The organism is Wolbachia endosymbiont of Tribolium confusum (genome assembly GCF_020405475.1).
GTDB lineage: Bacteria > Pseudomonadota > Alphaproteobacteria > Rickettsiales > Anaplasmataceae > Wolbachia.
In genome coordinates this window covers 71,126-96,851 of record NZ_JAIZNT010000005.1, presented here as the reverse complement: position 1 = coordinate 96,851, position 25,726 = coordinate 71,126, and the positions used below count along the sequence as shown (strand labels likewise).

Genomic DNA, 25,726 nt, shown 5'->3' with positions numbered 1-25,726 from the left:
TTGGTGAAAAATGAGTGAATTGGCAAGAAGTACTAGAGAAGACATAGAAACAAAAGTAAAAAAGATTATATTAGAGCATATTAGTAAGGATGTAGAGAAATTTGACAGCTCTTCAAAGCTTTCAGAGCATGGTGCAGATAGCTTAGATGCAGTTGAGATCATCATGGCAGCCGAAGAAGAATTTGGTATAGAGATTCCTGATGAGGATGCGCAAAAGATGGAAACTATGAATCAAATAGTCGAGTATATAGTAAAAAAAACCAGTAACTAGATTAAATGGGCAGAAGAGTAGTAGTTACCGGTGTTGGCTTAATTACTCCATTAGCAGCAGATGTTAATAATACTTGGTCAAGGCTGATAAAAAGTGAGTCTGGCATCAAAGCAATCAATACAGATAGGTTTGATTCTTCTGATCTTGCTTGTAAGGTTGCAGGGCAGGTGCCTGTGCAATCCGATAACATTGAGCATTATTTTAATCCGCTGGATTATATTTCTGAAAAAGACCTAAAAAGGACAGATCGTTTTATTCATTACGGCATTGCAGCCGCTATTCAGGCAGTAGACGATTCACTGATTTTGGAAAATCAAAATATTAATAAAGAGAGAGTTGGTGTAACTGTTGGTTCTGGTATAGGTGGTCTTCCATCAATTCAAGAAAACGTAATTACCATGCAGGAAAAGGGACCTAGGCGTGTCAGTCCATTTTTTGTTCCTTCAAGTCTAATAAATTTAATATCTGGCCATGTTTCTATTAAATACGAATTTATAGGTCCAAATGACTCAGCGGTCACTGCATGTGCAACAGGTGCGCATGCGATTATAAACTCAGCAAGAGCTATAAAACTTGATGAAGCCGATGTTATGATTGCAGGCGGAGCAGAAAGTGCGCTATGTAGAATTGGAATTGCAGGTTTTGCATCAATGAAGGCGTTATCAACTAAATTCAATGATAAGCCTGAAGAGGCCTCAAGGCCATGGGACGAAGAACGCGATGGATTTGTTATGGGCGAAGGGGCAGGCATATTAGTTCTGGAAGAATATGAACATGCAAAAAAAAGGGAAGCAAAAATATATGCAGAACTCACTGGATATGGACTCACAGGAGATGCGCACCACATCACAGCACCTCATCCAGAAGGAAGAGGCGCACTTAAGGCAATGGAATTTGCTCTAAAGAATGCACAAATCAGCCCAAGTCAAATTGGGTATATCAATGCACATGGTACATCGACACCACTTGGAGACAAAATAGAAGTAATAGCAATGAAGCAACTATTCGGTGACTATGCCTATAAAATACCTGTTTCCTCGACTAAATCTTTTATAGGACATTTACTTGGTGCCGCAGGAAGTGTTGAAGCAATATTTAGTATCCTTGCATTAAATAATGGAATTGTTCCACCAACTTTAAACCTACACAAACCTTCAGAAGGGTGTGATTTAAATTTTGTACCACTTAAAGCTCAAGAGCATAAAATTCAATATGCGCTTTCTAATTCATTTGGTTTTGGTGGTACCAACGCGTCTCTCATCTTTGGAAAGGTGTAGTTAATTATGCTATTTTGAATCGACTACGAAAATGTCATTCGAGTAGCTGAAACTGGAATCCAGCCTTTACATAATCATCAAAATGTTGTATTTTAACATAAAATGACTACTTTTATGCTTACCAACTTAACTGGATTCCAGTGTCGAGCACTGGAATGACACCCCCTGTTACTCCAAAATTTGCAAATTACAACAGTTGTGTATGGTACTATATAAAGAGATCTGACTTGATATTGTTTGCAATTTGCCTTTTACTGCTGGTTCACTATACTTATTCAATAAGGTCTAGCTTAATAAATGCGTAAAGTATTAGTAAGGAGTAACCATAAGCCCTTGATTGGAAAAATCAAGATTAATGGTTCAAAGAATGCCGTCTTGCCAATAATGGCGGCAAGCTTGTTTAGTAATTCTTCAATAACTTTGCATAACGTACCTGATTTAATTGACGTGCATTTGATGTCTGAGCTGCTTAAGAGTCTTGGTGCAGAAGTAAATTTTATATGCAATAAAGACTATAAAGCAAATCACACTTTGGAAATTGACTGTAGCAATATCAATAACTATTTAATATCACATGAAATTGCAAGCAGACTGCGAGCATCTTTTTTAATGCTAGGTCCAATGCTCAGCAGATTTGGTAGAGTTTCAACAGTATTTCCTGGTGGATGTAATATTGGAAAACGTCCTGTTGACATTCATATTAAGGCACTTGAAGCAATGGGAGCTAAAATTGAAATTGATAGCTGTAATATAACTGCAACAACAAAGGGGAAATTGCAAGGCAAAGAAATAACATTTGAAAAAGTGAGTGTTGGCGCAACAGAAAATATAATAATGGCAGCAACACTTGCAGAGGGAGTAACAATAATAAACAATGCTGCAATCGAGCCGGAAGTTCTTGATTTAATAGAGTTTCTGAAGAGTATGGGTGCCAATATTGAAGTTAATAATACAAAAATCACAATAGAAGGTGTTGAAGCATTAAATGGGTGTGAGCATAAAATAATACCAGATCGCATAGAGGCCGGTACTTATGCTTTGGCTGCTGTCATTACCGACGGCGAGCTAAAGTTAGAAGGAGTAAGTTTGTCTGATATAGAATGTATTGCAAATGAATTGAAGACTATAGGAGCCAGAGTTGAGTTACATGATGATGGTATTATTATTTCTAGAAAAAATGGCTCTATTAAATCTGCTCACGTTGCAACAAATCCATATCCCAACTTTCCCAGTGATATGCAACCACAACTAATGTCTGCTATGTCAATTGCAGGTGGAATATCAATCATTGAAGAGAACGTTTTTGAAAGTAGATTTGCACATGCAAATGAGCTAAGAAAATTAGGTGCTAATATTAGCATCGAAAAAAGTAAAGCTACTATAAGTGGAACAAAGAGCCTATCTGGAGCTAATCTGCATGCTAATGACTTAAGGTCAACAGCAGCTTTAATTCTCGCTTCTTTGGTAGCTAAAGGAGAAACTACAATAAATAACTCACATCATTTATGGAGAGGCTATGAAGCGATGGACGAAAAACTCAATTCATGCGGGGCTGATATTTTCGTTTCATCTTGAGGATATATTATGAATGAAACAACTAAGCGAGCTACAGTAAAAGAAATAGATGACATTCTATACGAGGAACATAAGGTATTAGATCATGGATTTGTTCGAGTGATTGATTATATGGGCTCTGATAGCGCTATAGTTCAAGCTGCTCGAGTTTCTTATGGAAAGGGAACGAAACAGATAAATCAAGATGAAGCGCTTATAAAATATTTGATGAGGCATCATCATACAACTCCATTTGAAATGTGTGAAATTAAGTTTCACGTGAAACTTCCAATTTTTATTGCAAGACAGTGGATAAGACACAGAACTGCAAATGTGAATGAATATTCCGGAAGGTATTCGATACTTGATAATGAATTTTATATACCAGAACAGGTTGCAAAACAATCTGATAATAATAAACAAGGCAGCGGTGAAGCTTTTGACTCAAGTACTTCAAAAGAAATAATAGATTCTCTAATAAATGATTCTAATTTAGTATATTCTCATTATGAGAAATTTATTGAACAGGGCCTTGCAAGGGAAATTGCCCGAACTAATCTAACACTTAATTACTATACTCAGTTTTATTGGAAAATAGATTTACACAACCTTCTTCACTTTTTAAGACTTAGAGCTGATAAGCACGCCCAATATGAAATTAGAGTCTATGCAGAAGTTATGTTGGACATAGTAAAGAAATGGGTCCCGCTGGCCTATAATGCTTTTGTTGAATACTCGCTAAAATCAGCCTGCATTTCAAAAACTGGTCTTGAGATAATTCGCAGATTAATAAAAGGAGAAAATGTTACGAGAGAAGAAAGTGGCATTGGTAAAAGAGAATGGGATGAGCTGATGTCTATACTTGGTAAATAATCTTGAAGATAAATGTATAGTTGTTATTTACATAGCGTTTGCAGGATAGCTGTACAAAACCCAAACCAGTCACAGCTGTACGAACATTTTGGTAATTTGCATAGTAGACGATGTCATTCCAGTCTGGAATCCAGGAATTTTGATTCTAAATTAGGTATTGGTCTTAAATTAAAATAAACGTTTGTGATGAGATTATATGAAAAACTGGAATGAGAGGAGAAGGAAACACTGGGATGACAGGAGATGAAACTACTGGAACATTTATTTTTGAAAGTAAATTACATAGTAGATGGTCAGTACTTGATACTGGAATCTAGTCCTTAAGATCAAGTTATGTCCATTTACAGACTTGCAGGTGTTAACAACAATTTATTAATGCCTTTATCAACTGATATATCAATTATTTTTGAATTTGTTCTTTCTGTTGTTTCATAAAGCTTTTCAGCTTTCTTTAACATCAGTGTTGCATTTCTAAGCGTAACGTAAATCTCACAATGATCTGGAGAATTTTCAATATACATATTATATGAATAACAATTTACAGCAAGTTCCATTGTCCTACAAACTTCCTCTAATGTAAAATTGGCAATTCCTGTGCTAGGACAAAAACCAACCGCTCCTTTATTAGAGTCAAAAAATATATATTTATCATTCTCTGCTTTATACACCAACATAGAGTGTGCGATATTCTCATCATCTTCATTATCACTTTTATTGTTATTGCAAGCATAACAATAAAAATTAAATTCTAAGTAGCATTCTATCTCCATATCATTTAAAGTACGGTTGAATTGCTCTTGATTAGTATAGACCCATAACTCTGTTGAAGATAAATCGTTACACGCTTGTTCATATATTGTCTCATCATAAAATGGATCTCCTTCTCGCCTTTCAATGCTCTGAATATGAAAAATAGGTAAGAATTGTGATAAAAACTGCATCATTAATAACTTAATCGTTTGTTCTTTTCTTCCATCAATATAATCCATAAAATCTTGTTGAGATATAATATTATCAGACTCGAGGAATTGAACAAAATCTTGCCTGTTCTCTAATTTTAGAAAAGTAATAAAGTAATTTAGTGAGTGACATAACCCTTCTTCGGGATCAAAATCTAAAATTTCTTCAAATCTACTTTTTAATTGTCCAATTCCAGATATGCTATCTGACATGCAATCATTTAAATTAAATTGAATAGCTTGTTCACTTTCAAATAATTTATTATATTGTCCTTCAGCTGATAAATCCAGTGCTTTGTATACATATCTACCATTTTCTCTACGTATACCTTCTATATCTTCAACGATACCACGTTCTACATTTTTACTGATAGCAAGTTCTTTATTTCCTTGATTCCTTATATTAGTTAATAGGTTTAAAAATTCTACAATTTGCTGTTTTGAAAGTGTTTCTTCAACTTCTCCATCTTTAGTTTTAGAAAACACTCTAATTTTAGCGTTTTTCTTGTCAGTATAGACTTTTAATACAATAGATTGAGCAATGCGATTAACATATTTTGGCATATTAATTATTAAGATATTAACTATATCTTAATAATAGTATAAATTACACTACTTATCAATTAACATTTTGATAAATTAATAATATTTATTATATAAAAAAGTAAATTACATAGTGGATGGTCAGTGCTTGACACTGGAATCCAGGAATTTTGATTCTAAATTGGGTATTGGTCTTAAATGAAAATAAACGTTTGTGATGAGATTATATGAAAAACTGGATCCCAGTGTCGGAGCACTGGGATGACACCTTTCTGATTGGGATGATAGAAGATCATGCAAAAACCCTAATTTCCTATATCAATTAATTCTCATCCACTTTTTATGTTACATAAACCCATCACTTTTATAGAACATCTCATTAAAATCATTCAAAATTCCAAAATCTTGATTTTTAATAAATAGATGATCATTTGTAACATAAGCTCCAGAAAGAGTGATCGGCTTTCCATCAAGATTGGAATCTTGCACATAAACTTTATTATACAGAGCTATCATTTGATTATAATTGTATTTCCCAGCAGTATACTGACTACTTAAGTTTTGATAAAAATTATCTATGTCTTGACCTTGAGCTTGCAGCACCGCCTTATATTTACCATCTCCAATAGCCTCACCCACTTTGATTTTTAAAGGATGTTGTTTCACATTATCTATAACAATTGTTTCCTCTTGCTTCTCTTCGTCTCCTCTTATCGATCTTTTACTCCTTTCTTCAATTACAGGTTGATCTGCTGGCATTTGGTCTATATTGTTCTCTTGCATAGTAATTTTTTTGAGATAGCTAAGCATATCCTTTCCAGCTTTTTCCCAAGTTGCAGCTTCTTTTGAAAGCTCACGATAATAAGAATCATTATCGCCTTTGCTATCTATTACATCTCTTGCTAGTCCTTTCTCTTCTGCCCATAACTCAGCATGTTCAACAAGTGTCCTGCCATCTTTGCCTACAACGTCAACGTCAGCTTTGTTTTTTATTAGATATTCTATTGTATCTAACTTTCCATGCCTCACTGCATGAACTAAAGGTGTCCAACCATCATTATCCTGAGCATTAATATTCGCACCTTTTTCAACTAACTGCTCTATCATCTTCTTATTCCCAAGATCAACAGCAAGATGCAAAGGTGTTAAGCCGTAGCTATCCTGAATATCAATATCCGCATTGTGCTCTATGAGATATTTAACTACTTCCATATTTTTCATGTGCATGGCAAAATGTAGTGGAGATTTACCAGAGCTAATATCACGGGTATCAACATCTATACCACGATCTATTAAGTATTTAGCAATTTCCGTATGTTTTAGCTCAATTGCATAGTGCAGCAGTGTTTGAGCTGACGTGTTCTTGATACCAAGATCTGCGCCATGCTCAATTAAACTCTTAACTATTTCCGCATTCCCTAGCTTAATAGCAGCAAGTAACGGAAAAGTATAATAACTTTTACTATTAGGATCTGCATTATGATCTAATAGATACTTCACTATTTCTGTATTACCTGAATAAATAGCACTGTATAATGGCGTTTTGGAATAAGCATCTTGAATATTAGGATTTGCACCACGATCTATTAAGTATTTAGCTATCTCTATATTTCCAGACTCAATAGCATAGTGTAAAGGTGTCTTATAATACACATATTTAGTATTAGTTTTCTGATAATAATTGTCATGAACATTAAGATTTGCTCCATGATCAATAAGATATTTTGCTACTTCCGTATTTCCTGACTGAATGGCATAATGTAGTGGCGTTTGTCCATTATGATCTCTTGTATCAATATATGAATTGTGTTTTAGTAGCGTTGCTACTTTGCTTAAATCTCCCAATGAAGCAGCAGAATGTAAATGCGTCGCACCTGTTACCTTATTTATCTCGTTTACTTTTCCTATAGTGTTTTCTACATTATTGTCATCAATATTCACCTTTAAGAAAGGCTGTTTATTATACTTCACAACTTTTGTTGTAACAGCTTTTCCTTGTTCGTCTGCACTCGCTTTTTTAGCAGGTTGCATAGAATCTTCTCTACTAATACTTTCTATCTTGGTTTTATCACTACTTACATGGTGTACTGAACTGTAACCATATACACCCTTGCCTGCACTTTCTTGGCTTGTTGAACTTTCAACACTATTAGATTCAATAACATTATATTCCATATGTTGTTCACCACTCAGCTCAGCTTTGACCCACTGTTTAAATTCCTGAGTATAACCTTTTAGCTCAGCTAAAAAATCTTCAAATAATTTATTACCTTGAGACCTATTTGCATCAGATTTAGAAAGGTTTTTCAGCAAATTATCAATCATATCTGGGTGTTTATCTTCAAGAAATTTGATTACTTGTTCAGCATCTGAATGATAATGTTCTCCTTTGTTATTGCTAATATTATTGCGCAATATCTCATCTGGTTTGAGATCTTTATTTCTTATTGCAATCAAGGCCTCTTTATCTCCATGATCATTGACATGCTTACCCTCTTCCAAACTTGCCATATAGTTAGCAACCCCTTCATGCATGGCCTTAGATAAAACATCACCTGTACCATAATAGGAATTAATGATAGTGAAGGCGTGTCCCAATTCGTGTTTCAAAGTTTTACACGAGTCATCAAATTGGTCTTGTAGATAAAAATAAACATGAATTTCTGAGCCACGCCCTTGAACTGTCAAGCCAGAATTGCCTTTATAGTTAACGTTCAACTCCTTTAGATAATTTTCGTAGTCACTTTTTGTGTTAAACACGAAAACGTTAACTTTATTTGGTATATTGTGCCAAGGCTGAGAATTATTAATGCCAAATGCCGAATCAAAGTCTTTTATACTATTCTCGATGGTGCTTTTTATGTCACTTATTTTTTCCTGACTTAGTTCTTTATTATCATATTTTACATTTATTTGAAGCTTGTGTTCGCTGTAAGTAATAATCTCATTATCCGGTACAAGATCTGCCACAATTTTATTGCCACTTTTTACATCCATCCACTGCTTAAATTCTTTTTCAACTTCTGAGTTATTCAAAAGATGCTTGAATTTTGATATCGCTTGTACTCTATTGAAGGACATCTCAGTAAGCAATTGCTTTATGAATTGAGGATGTTTTTCTTGTAGGAATGTTACCAAGCAATCTGACATTCTATAGTCGTTAGACATACTTGCTATTTTATACGGCGTATCATATCCAGATTCTTGCATTTTATTATATGCTTCTTTTGTGTAGTGCATATCGCGAGTGCTTTCCTTTTTAGCTGCATCATAGCTCCACATGAAAAGCTTCATACCGGTACGTAAAACTTCAGGGACTGCATCGAGGTCGCCAGTGGCGTACTCAAGAAATGCATCGCTCATTTTTTCCATTAAAATTTTAGATTTTGCACAAAGTAAGCCATTTACATCTCCAACAATGAAAGTCTTTGCTATCGTGCCGTCAGCTTCATTCGCTCTTACTGTTCCACCACCCCATAATTCTCTATGGTCCTTACCACCTGAAAGTTCCTTGATGTGAGCTTTGTAATCATCGTAATTTTTCAGCACATAAAGCTGCAATTTTACCGGACCAGCATGACTACTTTTTTGTGAATAAAAATTTTCAGACCAAGCCCCGTAAGCATCTTCTACAGTTTGTTTTATATACTCAGGGGTATAACTAGCTAATCCACCATATTTTACTTCTATCGTAAGCTGATCGTTTATTACTATACTTTCTTTATTTGGAAATAATTTTTTAATCAACGTTTGTGATTTATCATATCCAGAATTTATTTTAAATTTCATATTCACCTCTTAAAAATTTTCACTATAAATAAGTCTTGAGAAAAATGCGTTAACTAGCCTTTACCTTGTTTTTGCATAACCGCTGAGATATCGCTGAAAAGCAGATTCTTAGTATTGAGATATTTAGCATAGCTTCTAGAATCAAATTCAGGGATTGAGTAGAAACCGCTTTCAAGTTCAAGATAAGAGCTGCTATTCAGAACAAAAAATAAATCGCTCTGATCAAGCAGTATGTCATAACCAGAGCTCGTGCAATGTAAGTATTCATTGCCTTCATACTCTGCTATGTAGTATTTACTTGCATCAAGATCACCATCAAGCTGCAAAGTTGCCGCTGAACGTTCATTCCCAATACTATGGCCTTTTATTACTTTAAGTACTTTAATCTCATCATTTTCTATGAGTTCTCTTAACTTTTCATTCTTTTGATTTAATTCTTTCTCTGCTTTTCTTCTGTCTTCTTCTAATTTTGTTTCTTTTTCAACAAGCTCATTTTGTATTTGCAAAAACATATCTTGAATGGTTAAGCCATTTAGAAAGTAATCCAATACACTTGATACAAGCGGCTGCAATTCACCATTATCTTCAAAGCTCTTTTCCTGCTTTTTGTCATATTGAGTGGGGTTATAGATTGCATACAGAGGATAAAAGCCATAATTCACCTCGTCGAATGATAACTCTATGGAAAATCCGCTCTGATCAAGTGGAAGTTTAGTAGCTAAATATCTACCATTATTATCTCTGACATATAGCTCATCTCTACCATAGTGCCCAAAATATTTATTGTAATAAATGTAAAAATTTTCAGAATTAAGATTAAAGTAATCATCTAAATTGTTAAGTTTATCGAGCTTTTCACGCAAAAGATTTTTGCTCTTATCTGTAAGTTTGATGCGTGTAGAAAAGTAACACCGATCTATTCGGTCACCTTTTTCTACTTCAAAGTCTAGGACTATTTTATCGCTAAACATACAGAATTTCCTCACATTTCCAATATTTATGATTATAAATTGTGTACTATGAAAAATGTGTTAACTCTGCTTAGATTACAACCTATGATTTCAGCATATAACGCTGAAATCTAGAAAAAGTATGTTTTATTTGAATGAGATGAGCTATGCAACTTTCATAGTAGCTTCGCTATGAAAGTTATTTACTGTTATATCTGTAAGATACCCTACTACGCCACCTAATGCTGCACTCGCAATTCCTAATAACACAACAGTTGCAATTATTCCAATAGCAGCGATTTCAGGTATAATTCCTATTGCAACTAATGTAGCTCCTACAGCACCAAACAATAATGCTAAGCCTATTGTCCATCCTCTCGAAGAAGTTTCTAAAGATTGCTTTTGTTGTGTAGAAATTTTGGTAATATGTGCAGGTATAAAATACTCTACCTCAATTGCTTTCGATGAAAGCTTGTTTTTACCACTCTTGTTATTTACCCTATGCCACTTGCATGGTAGTTCCTTTTTGATAACAACTCCTTTCCTGAATGAGGTATTAGTTGGGTTCTTACTATTATATAAATCTGTGGAATCGTTTATTAACGATAATACTTTATCTTTTGTATTGCATTCCACTTCTTCATCAGAGATAAAAGACACTTGTGCTTTATTATTAGTCGTTTTGCTAATCAAATTTTGAAGAAGTTCTATATTCTCTTTTGGCGTCATTATGTAACAAACATTTATTTGCTCATATTGCACTTCTATAGAATTTGCGCCTAATTTTTCTAGACAAGTTGTATTTCTACCCACTCCATAGCCAAAAGCAACTACTGGTATTCTAGACAATTTTTCATGTGCATCTCCTATCTCTTTTAAGTCAATCTCTGTCAATTCAACCTTCTTAAATTCCTTACCCCGGAGGAGCTTGGAAAATTTTTTAATTAGCTTATTCAAAAAACTATTACTATTATCAAAAAATTCTGAAGATGACTTGTGTGCATATCTATGCGCAAGATTCAATGCACGTTCAGGTTCTCTGTCTAGCGCAACAGCCGACACAAAATTTTCGTCAAATAAATCCTCTAATGATGGACCCATAATGCGTTTAATACGCTTATTATCAGTTAAAACTTCACCAGTTGTGGTGATTAATCCTGCTTTTTTTCTACCATTTTTCGGCAACAGCTTACCGTTTGTCAGTGCAAATGCCAGAAACAGCGCAAAACCGTTGGTACCATGTGCACAAAGTTTACCATCTGAGCAAAAATTTTTAGTATTTATCTTGTATTTTTCATTTATTTCATTATCAAATCTTTTTTCATGCTCAATCAACTCACTTTCATATTCACCAGAGCTTCTTAGTTTGTTGAAAATAACTAATCTTTCTTTAAGCCTCACAAGCGCCTCTATCATACCCTTATCCAATATTTAAAATAATATTTTAACCAATCAGCTCACAAAAACCAAAACAAATATCTTCAAAATGATGCTAAACTTAAGGTACTATGAAGAAAGCAGTTGATGTATTACTACCACTTCCAATTGATCAGCTATTTTCATATGCAGTTGAGAAAAATATTGAGGTTTCAATTGGAGATTACGTAGTAGTGCCGTTTGGTAGAAAGCACTTGATTGGAATAGTTTGGAAGTATAGTGACAAAAGTGATCGAGAATTAAAATGCATTGAACAAAAGAGTGATTTACCGAGCATCAGACCAAAACTGATCGAATTTGCAGAGTGGGTTGCACAATATAATGTAATACCTATTGGTATGCTTGCCAAAGTGATAATGGGAGGAGTGTTAAAGGTAAATCAAATAGATAAGTTAGTTTGCACTAAGCAAAAGCAGGAAATAAGCGAGATAAGTTACCAGTTAAGCCCTGAGCAGCAGGTAGCTTGCGATAAAATAATAAGCAATTTAAGTGAGTATTCAGTGACTTTACTTGACGGTGAAACCGGGTCTGGAAAAACGGAAGTTTATCTCTCTGTGATTGCACAGTTAATTAAGAATATTCCAGCGTTCAATACACAACTAGACGAATGTTACAATATAAGAGTAATTTTTACCAAAAAGCCAGTGCCCCGACACTGGGATCCAGAAAACTTAATTTCAAATCAGTACACTAAGCAGTTGTACGATAAAGACTGGATTCCAGTGTCAAGCACTGGAATGACACCAAAAGAAGGTAATGCACAGGTCCTAACTTTAAATAAGTACGCCTGGTGGTTGCATAATAAGAACTGGATTCCAGTGTCAGCTACTTGCATGACATCATCTACTACTAAAACTACCTGCAAATGTTCAAACACCAAAAGGTTACACACTGGAATAACAACAGAAGGAGGTAATGCACAAGTACTGATCCTTCTGCCAGAAATTGTTCTAACTTCACAATTGGTAAATCGTGTTCGCAGTCAGACATCTGGCAATATAGCTGAGTGGCACTCGGGACTTACTCCCAAAGCTCGCCGAAATAATTGGCTTAATATAGCAAATGGAAGTGCGCAGATCATTATTGGGGCAAGGTCAGCACTTTTTTTGCCTTATAAGAACCTAAAATTGATCATCGTTGATGAAGAGCATGACTCATCCTTTAAACAGGAACAAGGAATTATATATAATGCTCGAGATATGGCAATAATCTTAGCCAAACTCGAAAATATTCCGATTATTTTGTCATCAGCTACTCCGCTACTTGAAACAATTTACCATGTTAAAAGCGGGAATTATAATCATGTGAAGCTAACTAAGCGATTCGGTGGTGCGGAATTACCGCTTATTAAAGTAGTGAATAATAAACAATGGATTTCCAATGAGCTTTTCGAAGGGATAAAACAAACCATAGAGAAAAAACAGCAAGTTATGCTCTTTCTAAACCGCCGGGGGTATGCACAACTTGCGGTTTGTAAAAAGTGTGGATACAAAATTTCCTGCTCAAATTGCACTGTATGGCTTACCTACCATAAGAAAAAGAACGTCCTTTTGTGTCATCATTGTTCTTATCAATCAAAACTTCCAGAAAAATGCTCCAATTGTCAAAGTGAGCAGTCATTGCTTCTTTATGGTGTGGGAATCGAAAGGTTAGTTGAAGAAATAGTGAAATTAATACCAAATGCAAAAACTGCGATTATAAGCAGCGATCAGAAGTCGCTTGGTAGCGTAATTGACTCAGTGCTCAAGGAAGAAGTGAATATTATAATCGGTACACAAGTGATTGCTAAAGGGCATAATTTCCCTAAATTAACTTTAGTTGGAGTGATAAATGCAGATTTAGGCCTTGAAAATTCTGACCTTAGGGCAGCAGAAAAGACATATCAATTATTGCATCAAGTTGCAGGAAGGTCGGGAAGATTCAATGAAAAAGGAACGGTAATAGTGCAAACTAATAATCCTGAAAGTTTGATAATAAAAGCATTGCAGCAGCAAAAAAGGGATTTGTTTTATGAAGTTGAACTTGAGTCAAGACGCAAAGTTAAAATGCCACCATTTAGTAGATTAATAGCGCTTATAGTTTGCGGTAAGGATCAATTTGCAACGCAGAAAGCAGCAAGTGAGATAATAAGCTTTTTGCATAATCAATGTTCAACTACCTTTCAGCACTTAACACTGAAAGAATTTGAAATTTTTGGCCCATCACCAGCAGCAATAAATTTTTTAAACAATAAATATCGTTATAGAGTGTTACTGAAAATACACAATAACCATAATCTATTCATAAAGAAAAAGCTGAAACATTGGATTAAAAATAACTATAACTTAAGTTCAAACATTGCAGTAACAATAGATGTTGATCCCGTGAGTTTTTTTTAACAAAATTACGGAATTTATTTGACATTCACAGAATTAATGTATTAACTTTTTAATTAAAAATTTGACTTTTATTAGAATTTATTATATTATTAGTATAATTAGAATAAGGAGATGGTATGAATGATTTAATTATGATTATTTGTAATCGACACGAGAGTCTTGAAAAAAAAATTCAAAAGTTGAAAGACTATCTTACTGATGATAGAAAAATTGTGATTGAGAAAGAGTTATTCTCAGCAGCTATTGTAAATGTAATCTCTATAAAAAGAGATTTTATCAATGAACAAGCAGTGCAAATATACCTTATTTTGCACCACTGTATTAAACACTATAGTGCAAGGTCTAAGAAAGAGGAGATATTGTTATTTCAAAACGTAATGAATATTCTAGATGAAGCAGTGCATGACTATATTACTCTTGAGAATTTCTACAGATTGATCAATTTTCAAGATCAAAGTGGAAATACATTATTACACCAAGCTGTTATAAGTAATAACACTGATGCAATAGAAGCCCTTTTGAAATATGGTGCAAATCCTTTGATAAGGAACAAAGAAGACAAAATACCATTAGATTTAGCTCAAGGAAACACAAGAGCAGTACTCATTGAATGCATGAAAGACCAAGCTCAATCGAAAAAAGAAAGTGCTAGATATAATATTTTATGTGGTATTATATCTGGCGTTTTTCTTGGTTTTGGACTGGGTTTTAGTGGTGCTTTAGTACCTTCAATGACTATTATATTATTCGCACTCGCAGTATCTGCTCTCATTGCTGGAATAGCAATTGGACTAGCTATGTATTTCTTAAGTCAGGACTATAAACAGGCTAAATCGATAGAAAAAGCTGTTAATTCTCAACTCTCTTCTGTCGAGCATGAAAAGGCTTACACAAATGAAGCAATGCTATACGAATAATAACTGTGAGTTTTTTAACATTCATTTAAACTTGTTTAAGAAAACGTAGCTATAAAAACCGCAGGTACCAGTTGGTTTTTATTAGCTAAATTAAAGGTCAAGTATCTGGAATTCTGGACATAAGATCCCCCTGTATAAAAAAAAGATTAGAAAAAATGCAGTGCACATACGACAGATATGCTCTGAAGAGGATACGCTACATTTTTTAATGAGTTTAATAAAAAAGTCTGCAGACGGAGATAGATTTTTGAGCTCAATAAATATCTCTAATTGTCATTATAATCGAATTTAAAATATGCGGAAGTAATTTTTTGTATCCGTTCAGCAGAGTGGTAAAATAAAATAGACAAAAACATAAGAACAAATGGTGTCATTTGGCACTGGCATGACAGGGAAGGAAGGGCTTTAGGAAGATGAAGTGGAACGAGTAGCAGATGGTGTCATGCCAGTGCTTGACACTGGTTTTTCATAATCATCAGAAACGTTGATTACTTTTATACTCATAAATTTAACTGGATCCCAGACTGGGATGACATCATTCTGGTAGCTGGGATGACAAGAAAGAAAGCACTGGTTTCAATATGTGCACATTAGCCATGCATCTGAACGGATACAATTTTTAGCTATAAAATCTTCTAAAAATTTAACACAAAAATTAGTGTCATAAATATTTTTATCAAAAACTATTTTAAAAAAATTTAAATAGAGTTGAAAAATTTTAAAGATGAGATACCCTACCTGAAATGCAACTTCTGTAAAAAAAGAAATATGAAAGGTGAAATAAACGCTGCAGCAAATTTTCAAGCAGAAGACTTTGAGTCTAAAAATGCTACAGATCTTGATTATTTAGCTAATCCTCTAAGTGCTTCGAATGCAAAGCTAGAGAATAGTGTTAAAGCTAAAGATAAAAAGAATGAGGCACCTTTTTCCAGTAGAAGAGGCAGCTCGCATGTTTTAGAATTTTTTTCTAATGAAAATGTTGAGATTCACATTCAAGATAAAACGCCTTGTGCTGCTCAGAGTGAATCAGGTATAGCTGGGTTGTTTAAAGGTAGGAATAGTATGAACGTAACCCTTTATCAATCTAAAGTGCAACGTAGCTCTGCAATTGATTACAGTACTACAGAAAGTATAGGGTCACGGCTACTAAATATCTTTGAAGGAGAAGAAGATATCTCTTTTGATCAAGAGATTAATTTTTTATATAAAGAGGGTTGTTTGTATGATGCATTATTGTTGCAAGATGAAAAAAATCAGGACACACCTTTACATGTGGCTATTAAAAAAAATCATGCTGATTTTGTAAAAAAGCTTTTGTGTATTCTTAAGGAGCCATACCGTGCGAATGAGTTTTACAAGCACAAATATTTTGAACATAAGCAAGAGAATGAAAAGCCGCTTTTCAAAGTTATTAATACTAAGAACAAAGACGGAAAAGACGTAATTACTCTGACTATTGAAGGTAATAATTCAGAATGCATTTCAGCTCTTTTTAACTACTTAACTGATAAAAATATTAACAGAAGAAAAGATGTTGAAAGTGAGTACACACCTCTACACGAAGCTGTGCTTCTTAACAAAAATGAAGCAATCAAAGAGCTTCTCAAATCAAAGGATATAGATACTGAACTCATAGATAAGGAATCTTACAAAGCATATAATTATACTAATAACCAAGAGGCAATAGAATTGTTTATTAAGCACTATAGTAGTAAAATTAGTGAGTTGCGTATAAAATCAGAAGATAATAATAAAAAACTAGCGCGAATTAAGTGCGTCCTAAACAAAACAAAACTTACTTGCGTATGCTTAGCAGCCTTCGGCTCTTGTTTTAGAATGTATAGAAATTCTCATGACATAATAAATGAAGAAGTGAGTGAAGATATGTTATATTATTCTCTTGCATTGCTCTCCAACACTACAGGTCTAATATTATTTTTTAATTATTTGATAGATACAATACTTTCCAAGTATGAAGAAAAAAATTCTAGTTTGAATAAAGAATCAGACAATTATGTAGAAGAAAGAAACATGTTGAAAAATAAATTGCGTCACTTTCAAAAAAGAGGTACTGGAGTAACTACGCAAATGTATGAGATAATTTCAGTTACACCTGAGTCAGACTTAAGTTACAGTAGATTGTGATTACATTACTTTTTTCAAGACAATTTCTGAGAAAAGTGGAAAAATTTTTCTATAGCTAATCAAGATAAAGACTTACTACTTTCTTTACGAAAGGTTTGATGTTATCATTTTTGAACTATCTTGAATTTACTAAATGAACATTAATATAAGGAATTTAGTTCATGCTTTTTCTAAATTGCCAAGTTTAGGGCCATCATCATCACGGAGGTTAGTTATACATTTGCTCCAGAACAAAGAGAGAGTCATGCTACCACTTGCATCTTTGATTAGAGAGCTAGCAGATCTTATAATAGAGTGCAAAATTTGTGGAAACCTAGATATTAAATCGCCGTGTTCTATTTGTACTAACCCAAAGCGTGACACCAAGTTAATGTGTGTAGTAGAAGAGTTGGGTGATCTATGGGCATTTGAAAAAGGGAATATATATTCAGGTATGTATCATGTTTTGGGTGGAAGGCTATCAGCAATAAATGGCATAGGTCCAAAAGAACTGAATCTTGATAACATTCCTAAAAGAGTTACAGAATTTAAAATTGAAGAGGTCATCATTGCAATCAACCCAACATTAGAGGGCCAAGTTACTGCGCAATATATAATTGAATTGCTAAAGAATTCGAATGTAAAAATATCGCGCCTTGCTTGTGGTATACCGATAGGTGGAGAAATTGACTACCTAGATGAAGGGACGCTGAAGATAGCGCTTACGTCAAGACAAGAGTATGAGTTAAATATAAAGTAAGGTATGTGCTTAAAAAAACTTATATCGCTAATAACATTAAAAAAAAAAGAAGAGGAGCAATTGCCTAAGGTAACAACTTGGGAGAATGATTGCTTAGGCTATAAACAAGTTGCAAGTAAATTTAGTACTATAATTAAGACAATCGATCAGTCTTTTTCTATTGTATCTCTAGAAGGATATGATCAATGGGGTAAGACATTTTTCTTGAAAGAGTGGGTAAAGGATCTAGGGCAGCAAAATGAAATTGCAGCTTATTACAGCGCATGGGATATTAATGCGCTAGATCAACCAATGCCTTCTTTTTTACATTTCCTATTTGAGGATCTATTTGCCTCTTATGAAGTAAAGAGAAGTGTTATACAGCAATTTAAAAACATAAACCAAGAACTATTTTCTCTCAATACATTAGGAAAGCTAATCAGTAAATCTCCACTCGCTATGCTTTCAGTATTTCTCGATGCTGCAAAAGAGGCTGATAAGAAAGACATAGGTTTTGTCTTGGGTGAATTAAATCTTCTCCAAAGGAGAAAAGAGAACATTAGAGATTTTAAAATACAACTAGCAGATGTGGTTAACAAAATCAGAAAAGGTAAAAACATTTATATAATGGTCGATAATCTTGATATATGCCGTCCTAAATTCATTGTCGATTTCTTAGAATCCATAAAGTACATGCTTGATGTTGAGGGACTGGTTTTCATTATCTCTGTTAGTCAAGATAAAAGTAACGTACAAAGAGCAATCAGCACAATACTTGGACCAAATTTCAGCCTAAAATCTTTTACTGATCTCTCTTTGCATTTGCCAAAACAGCCAATAGAGAAATTTACAAGAAAGCTGTTTCAAAATATTGAATTGCCGAAAAAATCAAAGAGCTTAATTATAGATAGCTTTATATTTTATGCAGAAAGCTTCTCATTATCATTGCAGGCAATAGAATACTGCGTAAAGAAAATAAAGCTATGTTATGCGAAAATTGATCCGAATTTATTTACATTTTTAGTAATACTACAGTCAGTAAACACTAATTTGTATGAGGAATTATATTCATCACCTCAGAAAGCACTGGAGAAGATTGAGAGCGCTTTGATTCTAAACGGTCAGGAAGAATGGGAAAAGCTTAAAACTTCTCTTGAGACTACTTTTAAAGAAAAAGAATCAAAGACTCACAAATCTTTGAAGCAAATAAGAGATATCTTATTCTAAGAATAAAGAGAATTGTAGAACAGAACCTTCTTCTTATCATTTCAGCTTTCATGACAAATTGGCTCACATAAATTTTAGCATATATGACCTTGAAAGATCGCTGTGCAATACTTAAATTATTAGAATAGCAGGCTAATAATGGAGCTCAAAATGCACAACATACAAGAAACTGAAAGTTTAAAATTTGACGCTGAAGTAGGCAAAGTACTAAATATAGTAATTCATTCACTTTATACCAATAAGGATATTTTCTTGCGTGAGTTAATATCAAATGCATCAGATGCATGTGATAAATTGCGCTATGAATCACAATTAAATGCTGGTTTATTAGATTCAAGTGATGAGTTGAAGATTACTATTAGCTCCAGTAAAGATAAGAATGAGCTGTATATAACCGACAATGGAATTGGCATGAACAGGCAAGATTTAATAGATAATCTTGGCACGATTGCAAGTTCTGGTACGCAAAAATTCTTGGATGCAATTAAGAATAATAAAGATTCGAGCCAAGCTGTAGAGCTGATTGGAAAGTTTGGTGTTGGTTTTTATTCAAGCTTCATGGTTGCTTCAGAAGTTATAGTAGAATCAAGGAAAGCCGGAGAAGAAGAGTCTTGGGTGTGGAAATCTAAAGGAGATGGAGAGTATTCAATCAGCAAATTAGATGGTCAAATCTCTCGTGGCACAAAAATTACGCTCATCATGCGTCCTGAAGAAAGCGAATTTTTAGACAAATTCCGTATTGAAAACATTGTTACTACTTACTCTGACCACATAAATTTTCCCGTTGAGTTTGTAAATGAAGAGGGAAAAAGTGAAAAATTAAACAGCAAAGCTGCAATTTGGACTAAGCCAAAAAATGACGTTACTCAAGAAGAGCACAACGACTTCTTCCGCGGTGTTGCGCATGTAGGCGGTGAGCCTTGGATGATATTGCATAATAAAAATGAAGGTGCAATAGAATATACGAATTTGCTTTATGTTCCTTCTATCAAGCCTTATGATTTGTTTCATCCAGATAGACGCTGCTCTGTAAAGTTATATGTCAATAAAGTATTTATTACTGAAGATAATGTACAAATTATACCACAATACCTGCGTTTCTTGAAAGGTGTGGTTGATTCACCAGATTTGCCTCTTAACATCAGCAGAGAAACACTGCAGAATAATCGCGTTGTTGAGCAGATTAGGAAATCTTTAACCAAGCGTGTAATATCAGAGCTCGGTAAAAAAGCAAAAGAGAATTTAGAGGACTACACGAAATTCTGGACCAATTTTGGTGCAGTGTTAAAAGAAGGTCTTTGCGAAGCTATGCCAACTGATGAAAGAGAAGCATTGCTTTCCATTTGCAGATTTCATAGCACCAGTGATGATAAGCTAGTTAGTATTGATGATTATATAAGCAGAATGAAGCCTGAACAGGAACATATCTACTATCTCACAGGAAATAGTCTCGATTCAGTAAAAAACAGTCCACAACTTGAAGGATTCGTCAGCAAAGGATTGGAAGTGCTTCTATTTATTGATCCAGTTGATGATTTCTGGACTAGCGTGATTCATGAATATAAAGATCAAAAATTTAAGTCCGTGACCCGTGCTGATGTTGATTTGGAAAAATTCTCTTCAGAAGAAGGTAAGAAAGATGAAGAAAATAAATCAGATGAAAACAAAAGCGAAGAAAACACGGATTCTATACTCGAATACTTCACCAAGGTTCTTGGAAGCTTAGTAAAAAGTGTAAAGATCTCTAAGAAATTAACCGACAGTCCTGTGTGTCTAGCAGTTGATGAAGGAACTATGGATCTTCGTATGGAGCGTTTTTTACGTGAACAGAAGCAGCTAAATTACCGCACGCCAAAAGTACTTGAAATTAACATTAAGCATCCTTTGATAAGAAACATAATGGAATCTCACGCTGAAAATGGTGAAAATCCAACACTTGGAGATATGATTTACTTATTGTTCTATCAAGCTTGTATAGTGGAAGGTGAAGAGATGGAAGACGTAAGTCTGTTTGCTAAAAGACTCAATAATTTGCTTGGCAAAATTTCTGTTTAATGCTATAATTAACTTAGCTAATGGTCAGGGGGTAAATCATGGGTGGTTGGAATTTACTTGGTGGGCTCATGCCGCCAGCAGTAGATACTGCAGGAGAAAGTGAGCGGCACCATTCTAGAGATTCAGGCACTGAAGAGGAGTTTGAAATTTTAGGGCGAGAAGAAATTAAGGAGCATCGCTACTCTGTAGATTCAGGTAATGAAAGTCAAGAAGAAGTTAGCGTTGATAATTCTGACACTGAAGATACGCCCTCTAATGGAGCAAATATGTTAAAGTTTCAGCTAACACAATCTCTGATAAGTCAAGTAAAGGCAAGTGAGAATAATAGGAATGCAAATTCTGGCAAGCAAGCTTACAAAGATCTACCCAGGGTGGATTTTGTAATTAATGGTCAAGTTATAGACAAGAATTTCGTTAGCCAGCTTCGTGATAAATGTAATCAAAATGACCAACGCCAAATCGCAAAACATGTTTTTACAAAAATGTTTGAACATGCTAAAGCAGAAATTCCAAATGATAATCTATTAGAAGAATTAATTACTAGTTGCAATCAGGCTGGTTATGATGGCTCTTTGTTAATGCAGCTCTCTCCTATATTTTTGGGACACGATTTGCAATTGCCTGATGCTAATGATAGACATATAGAGATTGTCTGTAGTGATCAGGATTCTTTAAACGTTAAATATTGTCCAAATATGCCTGTTAAGCAACTGGGTAAAGAAATATGCAGGGTTGATGCTATTTTAGAGTTCACCCTTAAGTTTCGAGATAGTAAGGTAGAGTATGAAAACGGCAAAGTAACACCTGCCATTCCTGAACAATTAGAGAATTACAAAGTTGATGGCAAAAGTTTGGTAGATGACATAAATAGGCATTTTGAAGATACTGATAACGCAATTATTGAGTCCCTAGTTAAAAATATTGGTGAAGGTCCGAAGTCATTCGTTCTAGATCTACAAGCAGAGGTGGATTCAGATTCATTTGATATTATTCCTGAGAATGCAGTTTTTGATCTGGGTCATATTGCAGAATTAGTAAAAGGAGCAATAGATACTAAAGATGTTAACGCCTTGGGTGCTCACATACGCGTTGTTCAAGCTCGTGTTAATAATATGCCACCTAAAGAAGGTTTGCCAGTAGTAGAAAAGACATTAGAAATAGTAAGTGGTTTTATCGAGGAGCAAGGTAAGGCGTGGAGTTGTTATCCTACTGTACCTATTGCAAGTCATATATACTCTGCCCAGCAGTATTATGATGGTTACATTTCTCAAGCAGATTATGAAAAGGTTGAAAATCTGCAGAAGACTTTGTGTAAGATCAAGTCTGATCTAATAAAAAGAAGTAGCAATGATCATAATGAAGAATCTCGTGTTAAAAATGCTCAAAACACCTCGGCTATACTAAATGAGGCTCCAACCTCGAGTCAAGCAGTGAGTAGAGAACAGCTAAATACTAAAGAATTCAAAAGTACTGACAATCAGCAACTACAAAGTGGTATTGTTGATGAAGGAGAAAATATTATGAATAATGAAAAAGCTTCAGAAGAAGCTATTAGTAATAATTATAGGAGGGGTAAAATGCCTAGAAATGAAAAAACTATAGAGAAAAAATTGTCTGATGCTGTCAGTAGCATTAATCTTGCTGATGTAATGAATTTATTAAGAACAGTAGATGATAGTGTATATAAATACACTTTACAGAAGCTCTTGGGTCAAGCAAATAACAAAATGAAGGCCTTGCAAGAGAGCAAAGGGAAGAAAGATAGACAGAAAAATAATCTCACACAAATTATAACATTTCTTAAAAAAGAGCTTGAGCACACTGCTGCTGCATTACCAGTAGACAACAATGTAGAAGCTGCTGCAAGTAGCCAAGAAGTGCCTATAGTGGAGCGTAAAGAAAGCGAGCTGGATTCACCATCACTGAGTTCTGAAGATGATGATTTTTCTAAACTTGAAAGTGACGATTCTGCTAGAATTTCTTCAGATTCTCCTTCGTTTGATATTATTTATGAAACAGAAGTACCTGAAACTGCAGCAGAAATGCCTTCAATGGTCACTGAGGAAAAGTCTGATGATCTAAATGGCGAAAAAGATGATCAGCAAAATCTTACAATACCTACAGCTGTAGATCAGAGTACATCGCCTATTCCCGAAAGTCAATGTGGTACTGCACACAATGAAGAAGATTTTACTGTTCTATCTCAATCATCATCATTAAGTTTTGCAAATAAAAGTGTTAATACCGTAATATCAATTGATAATAACAGAGAAGAGCAAACTTCTAATAAACCCGCCGAGTATGTAGAACAAGTTGCTAACGAAAATATACAACCAAAATCAGTAGCTAATAAGCAAGCTAGTAATAGCAACAAAATTTACACAAAAGAGAATAGCATTAAATGGCCTACTGTGGCTACATGGATGTTTGCAGTAACTGGGGTACTTTCATTAGCTGCTGCACCAGTTGCATATTTTGCTCTCGGTACTAGTCTACTAGTAACAGGAGTAGCAGCAAGTATTGGAGCTTTCTGTATAGTTGCTGCTATAGCTATACATTATTGTAATAAGGCACCTTCAGATTCACTTAAAGAACCAGATGCTGAGAAGATTGCTCATAATATTACTGTAAAAGTAAATTAAGAAACAGTAGTCTATCACTTAATAATTTATTATAATTATATTGATTGTTAATAGATAAAAACTTGGTAGACTACGAAGAGATACTTGCTAAGTTGACAAAATTGCCATTTAATGCTACACTTAACTTAGCTACTAATTAAGAGGAAAAACATGTTAGGTTCAGATTTTGTATCACAGGAATCAAACAAAACTTTAAAGAAATCAGATTCTAGGGATTCGGGCACTGAAGAAGGGTTTGAAATTTTAGAACGAGAGGAAAAAGAGCGCCGTCGTTCTGAGGATTCAGGTAATGAAAGTCAAGAGGAATCTGGCGTTAATAATTCTGATATTGAATCCAGTGCAGTAACTACGTTAGAATTTCAGCTAACGCAATCTCTGCTGGGTCAAGTAAGGGCAAATGAGAATAATGAAGATGTAAAGTCTGGTAACACAGCTTATAAAGACCTACCCAGGATGGATTTTGTAATTAATGGTCAAGTTATAGACAAGAATTTCGTTAGCCAGCTTCGTGATAAATGTAATCAAAATGACCAACGCCAAATCGCAAAACATGTTTTTACAAAAATGTTTGAACATGCTAAAGTAGAAATTCTAAATGATAATCTATTAGAAGAATTAATTACTAGTTGCAATCAAGCGGGGTATATGGCTTTCCTTGCTATCCGAATACATAGTATATTAATAAAATATCAGGTACTTTCTAGCGATTCTGACAAGAAGATCATGTACATCGATTGTTCTGATGAGAATTATGTACGCATTAACTATAAGTCATCAATGGTGGCACGCAATCCTGATGAGCCAGAGAAGGAGATATGTAAATTAGACAGTTTACTTGGATTCACACTTAAATTTCATAACGGTGAAGTAGAGTATGAAAATGGTAAAGTAACACTTATCATTCCTGAGGAATTAAAAGCTGGTAGGGAAAGTTTACTAGACAATATTAATGAACGTTTCACAGATTATGATAATGATGGATTTATTCGTTTACACGTTGCAGCACAAAAAGGTGATGTTGAGCTTGACAGGCGTTTACTAGAATGTGGTGCAAATATTGAGATTAAATCAAAAACAAAAGTAGGTGGTGACACTGCACTTCATTTAGCTGCTAGAAATGGTCATAAAGATTTTGTGAAGCTTTTACTTGACAGCGGTGCAAATGTTAATTCAGTGAGTAGTACAGGCAGCAGAGTAACTCCTTTATATGAAGCAGCGTATTATGGACATTTAGATGTTGCGGAATTGCTAATAGAGCGTGGCGCAACAGTTGATGCTAAAGATCGGCATAACTTTACTCCTTTGATGTACGCTTCTGCAGAAGGTAATTCGGCAATGGTGGAATTACTTTTACAAAACAATGCAGATCTTTATTTACAGAATAATAATGATGAAACTGCACTGCACTTAGCTGCTGATAATGGCCATCCTGATGTAGTTGCCATTTTGATAGGTGCAGCAAAAGATAAAAAAAAGTATGTTAATACACAAAGTAGGGATATTGGTACTGCGTTGCATGTTATAGCTTATAATCAAGAAATAAATGAAGGGCATAAAAAATCTGCAAAATTGCTATTAGACAATGGTGCAAGCCCGTATTTAGAAAATGATCCAATTATTAATACACCATTAAATACTCCTTTGAAAGAAAGCTCTTTAGATATGGCAAAAAAACGAGGAAATAAGGGATTTTTGGAATTTATGTCATCTTTAGGCTATTCAGCAACCGTACCAAGCAATTCAAAGAATGATCCACAAAACACAAAAAAGTATGTCGTAGCTGCTTCTGCGCTTGCAATAACTGTTACTGCCTTAGGAGCAGCTGTTGCAGTTTACTTGGAAATGTTAGCAATAGGAATAGCAGTTGCAGTTTGTTGTCTTATTGCAGCTACAATTACGTACTGCTATAGGCCTAAAAGCTTAGTTGAGGATAATCAGGTCAAAAAGGTTATGCAGACAGAAGAATGTCAGTCTAAGTAATAAATATAGTA

At 34.4% G+C, this 25,726-nt stretch carries 16 protein-coding genes; 12 read left to right on the top strand and 4 right to left on the bottom strand.

The annotated features are described in order from the left end of the window. Window positions 1-10: 10 nt before the first annotated feature. From acpP to thyX, 4 genes are all read left to right on the top strand, one after another. Entirely contained in the window at window positions 11-271 is a 261-nt protein-coding gene (acpP, locus tag LEM02_RS04275; protein WP_226079996.1) for an acyl carrier protein, read from the top strand. A 5-nt stretch (window positions 272-276) separates the two neighbouring features. Next, window positions 277-1,548: a beta-ketoacyl-ACP synthase II gene (gene fabF / locus LEM02_RS04270; RefSeq protein ID WP_226079995.1), complete on the top strand. Its 1,272-nt coding sequence runs from the start codon at window positions 277-279 to the stop codon at window positions 1,546-1,548. A gap of 297 nt (window positions 1,549-1,845) precedes the next feature. Further along, the gene (gene murA, locus LEM02_RS04265; RefSeq protein ID WP_226079994.1) at window positions 1,846-3,123 is read left to right on the top strand and encodes a UDP-N-acetylglucosamine 1-carboxyvinyltransferase; all 1,278 of its coding nucleotides are present in this window, start codon (window positions 1,846-1,848) and stop codon (window positions 3,121-3,123) included. A 9-nt stretch (window positions 3,124-3,132) separates the two neighbouring features. Further along, the gene (thyX, locus tag LEM02_RS04260) at window positions 3,133-3,975 is read left to right on the top strand and encodes an FAD-dependent thymidylate synthase (protein WP_226079993.1); all 843 of its coding nucleotides are present in this window, start codon (window positions 3,133-3,135) and stop codon (window positions 3,973-3,975) included. 341 nt (window positions 3,976-4,316) lie between these two features. On the opposite strand, the gene LEM02_RS04255 is transcribed toward thyX, so the two are convergent. The 4 genes from LEM02_RS04255 to LEM02_RS04240 all read right to left on the bottom strand — a co-directional run bounded on the left by LEM02_RS04255 (window position 4,317) and on the right by LEM02_RS04240 (window position 11,617). After that, complete coding sequence (locus tag LEM02_RS04255) at window positions 4,317-5,498, bottom strand: hypothetical protein (RefSeq protein WP_226079991.1); 1,182 nt, start codon at window positions 5,496-5,498, stop codon at window positions 4,317-4,319. Window positions 5,499-5,822: 324 nt separating this feature from the next. Next, complete coding sequence (locus LEM02_RS04250) at window positions 5,823-9,266, bottom strand: ankyrin repeat domain-containing protein (RefSeq protein WP_226079989.1); 3,444 nt, start codon at window positions 9,264-9,266, stop codon at window positions 5,823-5,825. A 53-nt stretch (window positions 9,267-9,319) separates the two neighbouring features. Next, the gene (locus LEM02_RS04245; protein ID WP_226079987.1) at window positions 9,320-10,237 is read right to left on the bottom strand and encodes a hypothetical protein; all 918 of its coding nucleotides are present in this window, start codon (window positions 10,235-10,237) and stop codon (window positions 9,320-9,322) included. Window positions 10,238-10,381: 144 nt separating this feature from the next. Continuing rightward, complete coding sequence (locus tag LEM02_RS04240) at window positions 10,382-11,617, bottom strand: hypothetical protein (protein WP_226079985.1); 1,236 nt, start codon at window positions 11,615-11,617, stop codon at window positions 10,382-10,384. Between the two features lie 107 nt (window positions 11,618-11,724). Here LEM02_RS04240 and priA point away from each other — a divergent pair, with 107 nt between their 5' ends. From priA to LEM02_RS04200, 8 genes are all read left to right on the top strand, one after another. Next, on the top strand, window positions 11,725-14,031 hold the full coding sequence (gene priA, locus LEM02_RS04235) for a replication restart helicase PriA (RefSeq protein WP_226079983.1): 2,307 nt from the start codon (window positions 11,725-11,727) through the stop codon (window positions 14,029-14,031). Between the two features lie 116 nt (window positions 14,032-14,147). Next, on the top strand, window positions 14,148-14,948 hold the full coding sequence (locus LEM02_RS04230; RefSeq protein ID WP_226079981.1) for an ankyrin repeat domain-containing protein: 801 nt from the start codon (window positions 14,148-14,150) through the stop codon (window positions 14,946-14,948). Between the two features lie 768 nt (window positions 14,949-15,716). Further along, window positions 15,717-17,093, top strand: a complete 1,377-nt coding sequence (locus LEM02_RS04225; RefSeq protein ID WP_226079979.1) for an ankyrin repeat domain-containing protein — start codon at window positions 15,717-15,719, stop codon at window positions 17,091-17,093. A gap of 139 nt (window positions 17,094-17,232) precedes the next feature. Next, window positions 17,233-17,832, top strand: coding sequence for a recombination mediator RecR (gene recR / locus LEM02_RS04220; protein ID WP_410543381.1), 600 nt, complete (start codon window positions 17,233-17,235; stop codon window positions 17,830-17,832). Window positions 17,833-17,835: 3 nt separating this feature from the next. Continuing rightward, a complete protein-coding gene (locus LEM02_RS04215) occupies window positions 17,836-19,038 on the top strand; it encodes a P-loop NTPase fold protein (RefSeq protein WP_226079975.1) in 1,203 nt (400 codons plus the stop codon). Between the two features lie 150 nt (window positions 19,039-19,188). Beyond that, window positions 19,189-21,093, top strand: a complete 1,905-nt coding sequence (gene htpG / locus LEM02_RS04210) for a molecular chaperone HtpG (RefSeq protein WP_226079973.1) — start codon at window positions 19,189-19,191, stop codon at window positions 21,091-21,093. 38 nt (window positions 21,094-21,131) lie between these two features. Then, on the top strand, window positions 21,132-23,735 hold the full coding sequence (locus LEM02_RS04205) for a TomO hydrophobic C-terminal domain-containing protein (protein WP_226079971.1): 2,604 nt from the start codon (window positions 21,132-21,134) through the stop codon (window positions 23,733-23,735). Window positions 23,736-23,885: 150 nt separating this feature from the next. Beyond that, window positions 23,886-25,715 carry an ankyrin repeat domain-containing protein gene (locus tag LEM02_RS04200; protein WP_226079970.1) on the top strand — a complete coding sequence of 610 codons (1,830 nt, stop codon included), beginning with the start codon at window positions 23,886-23,888 and terminating at the stop codon, window positions 25,713-25,715. Window positions 25,716-25,726 lie beyond the last annotated feature (11 nt).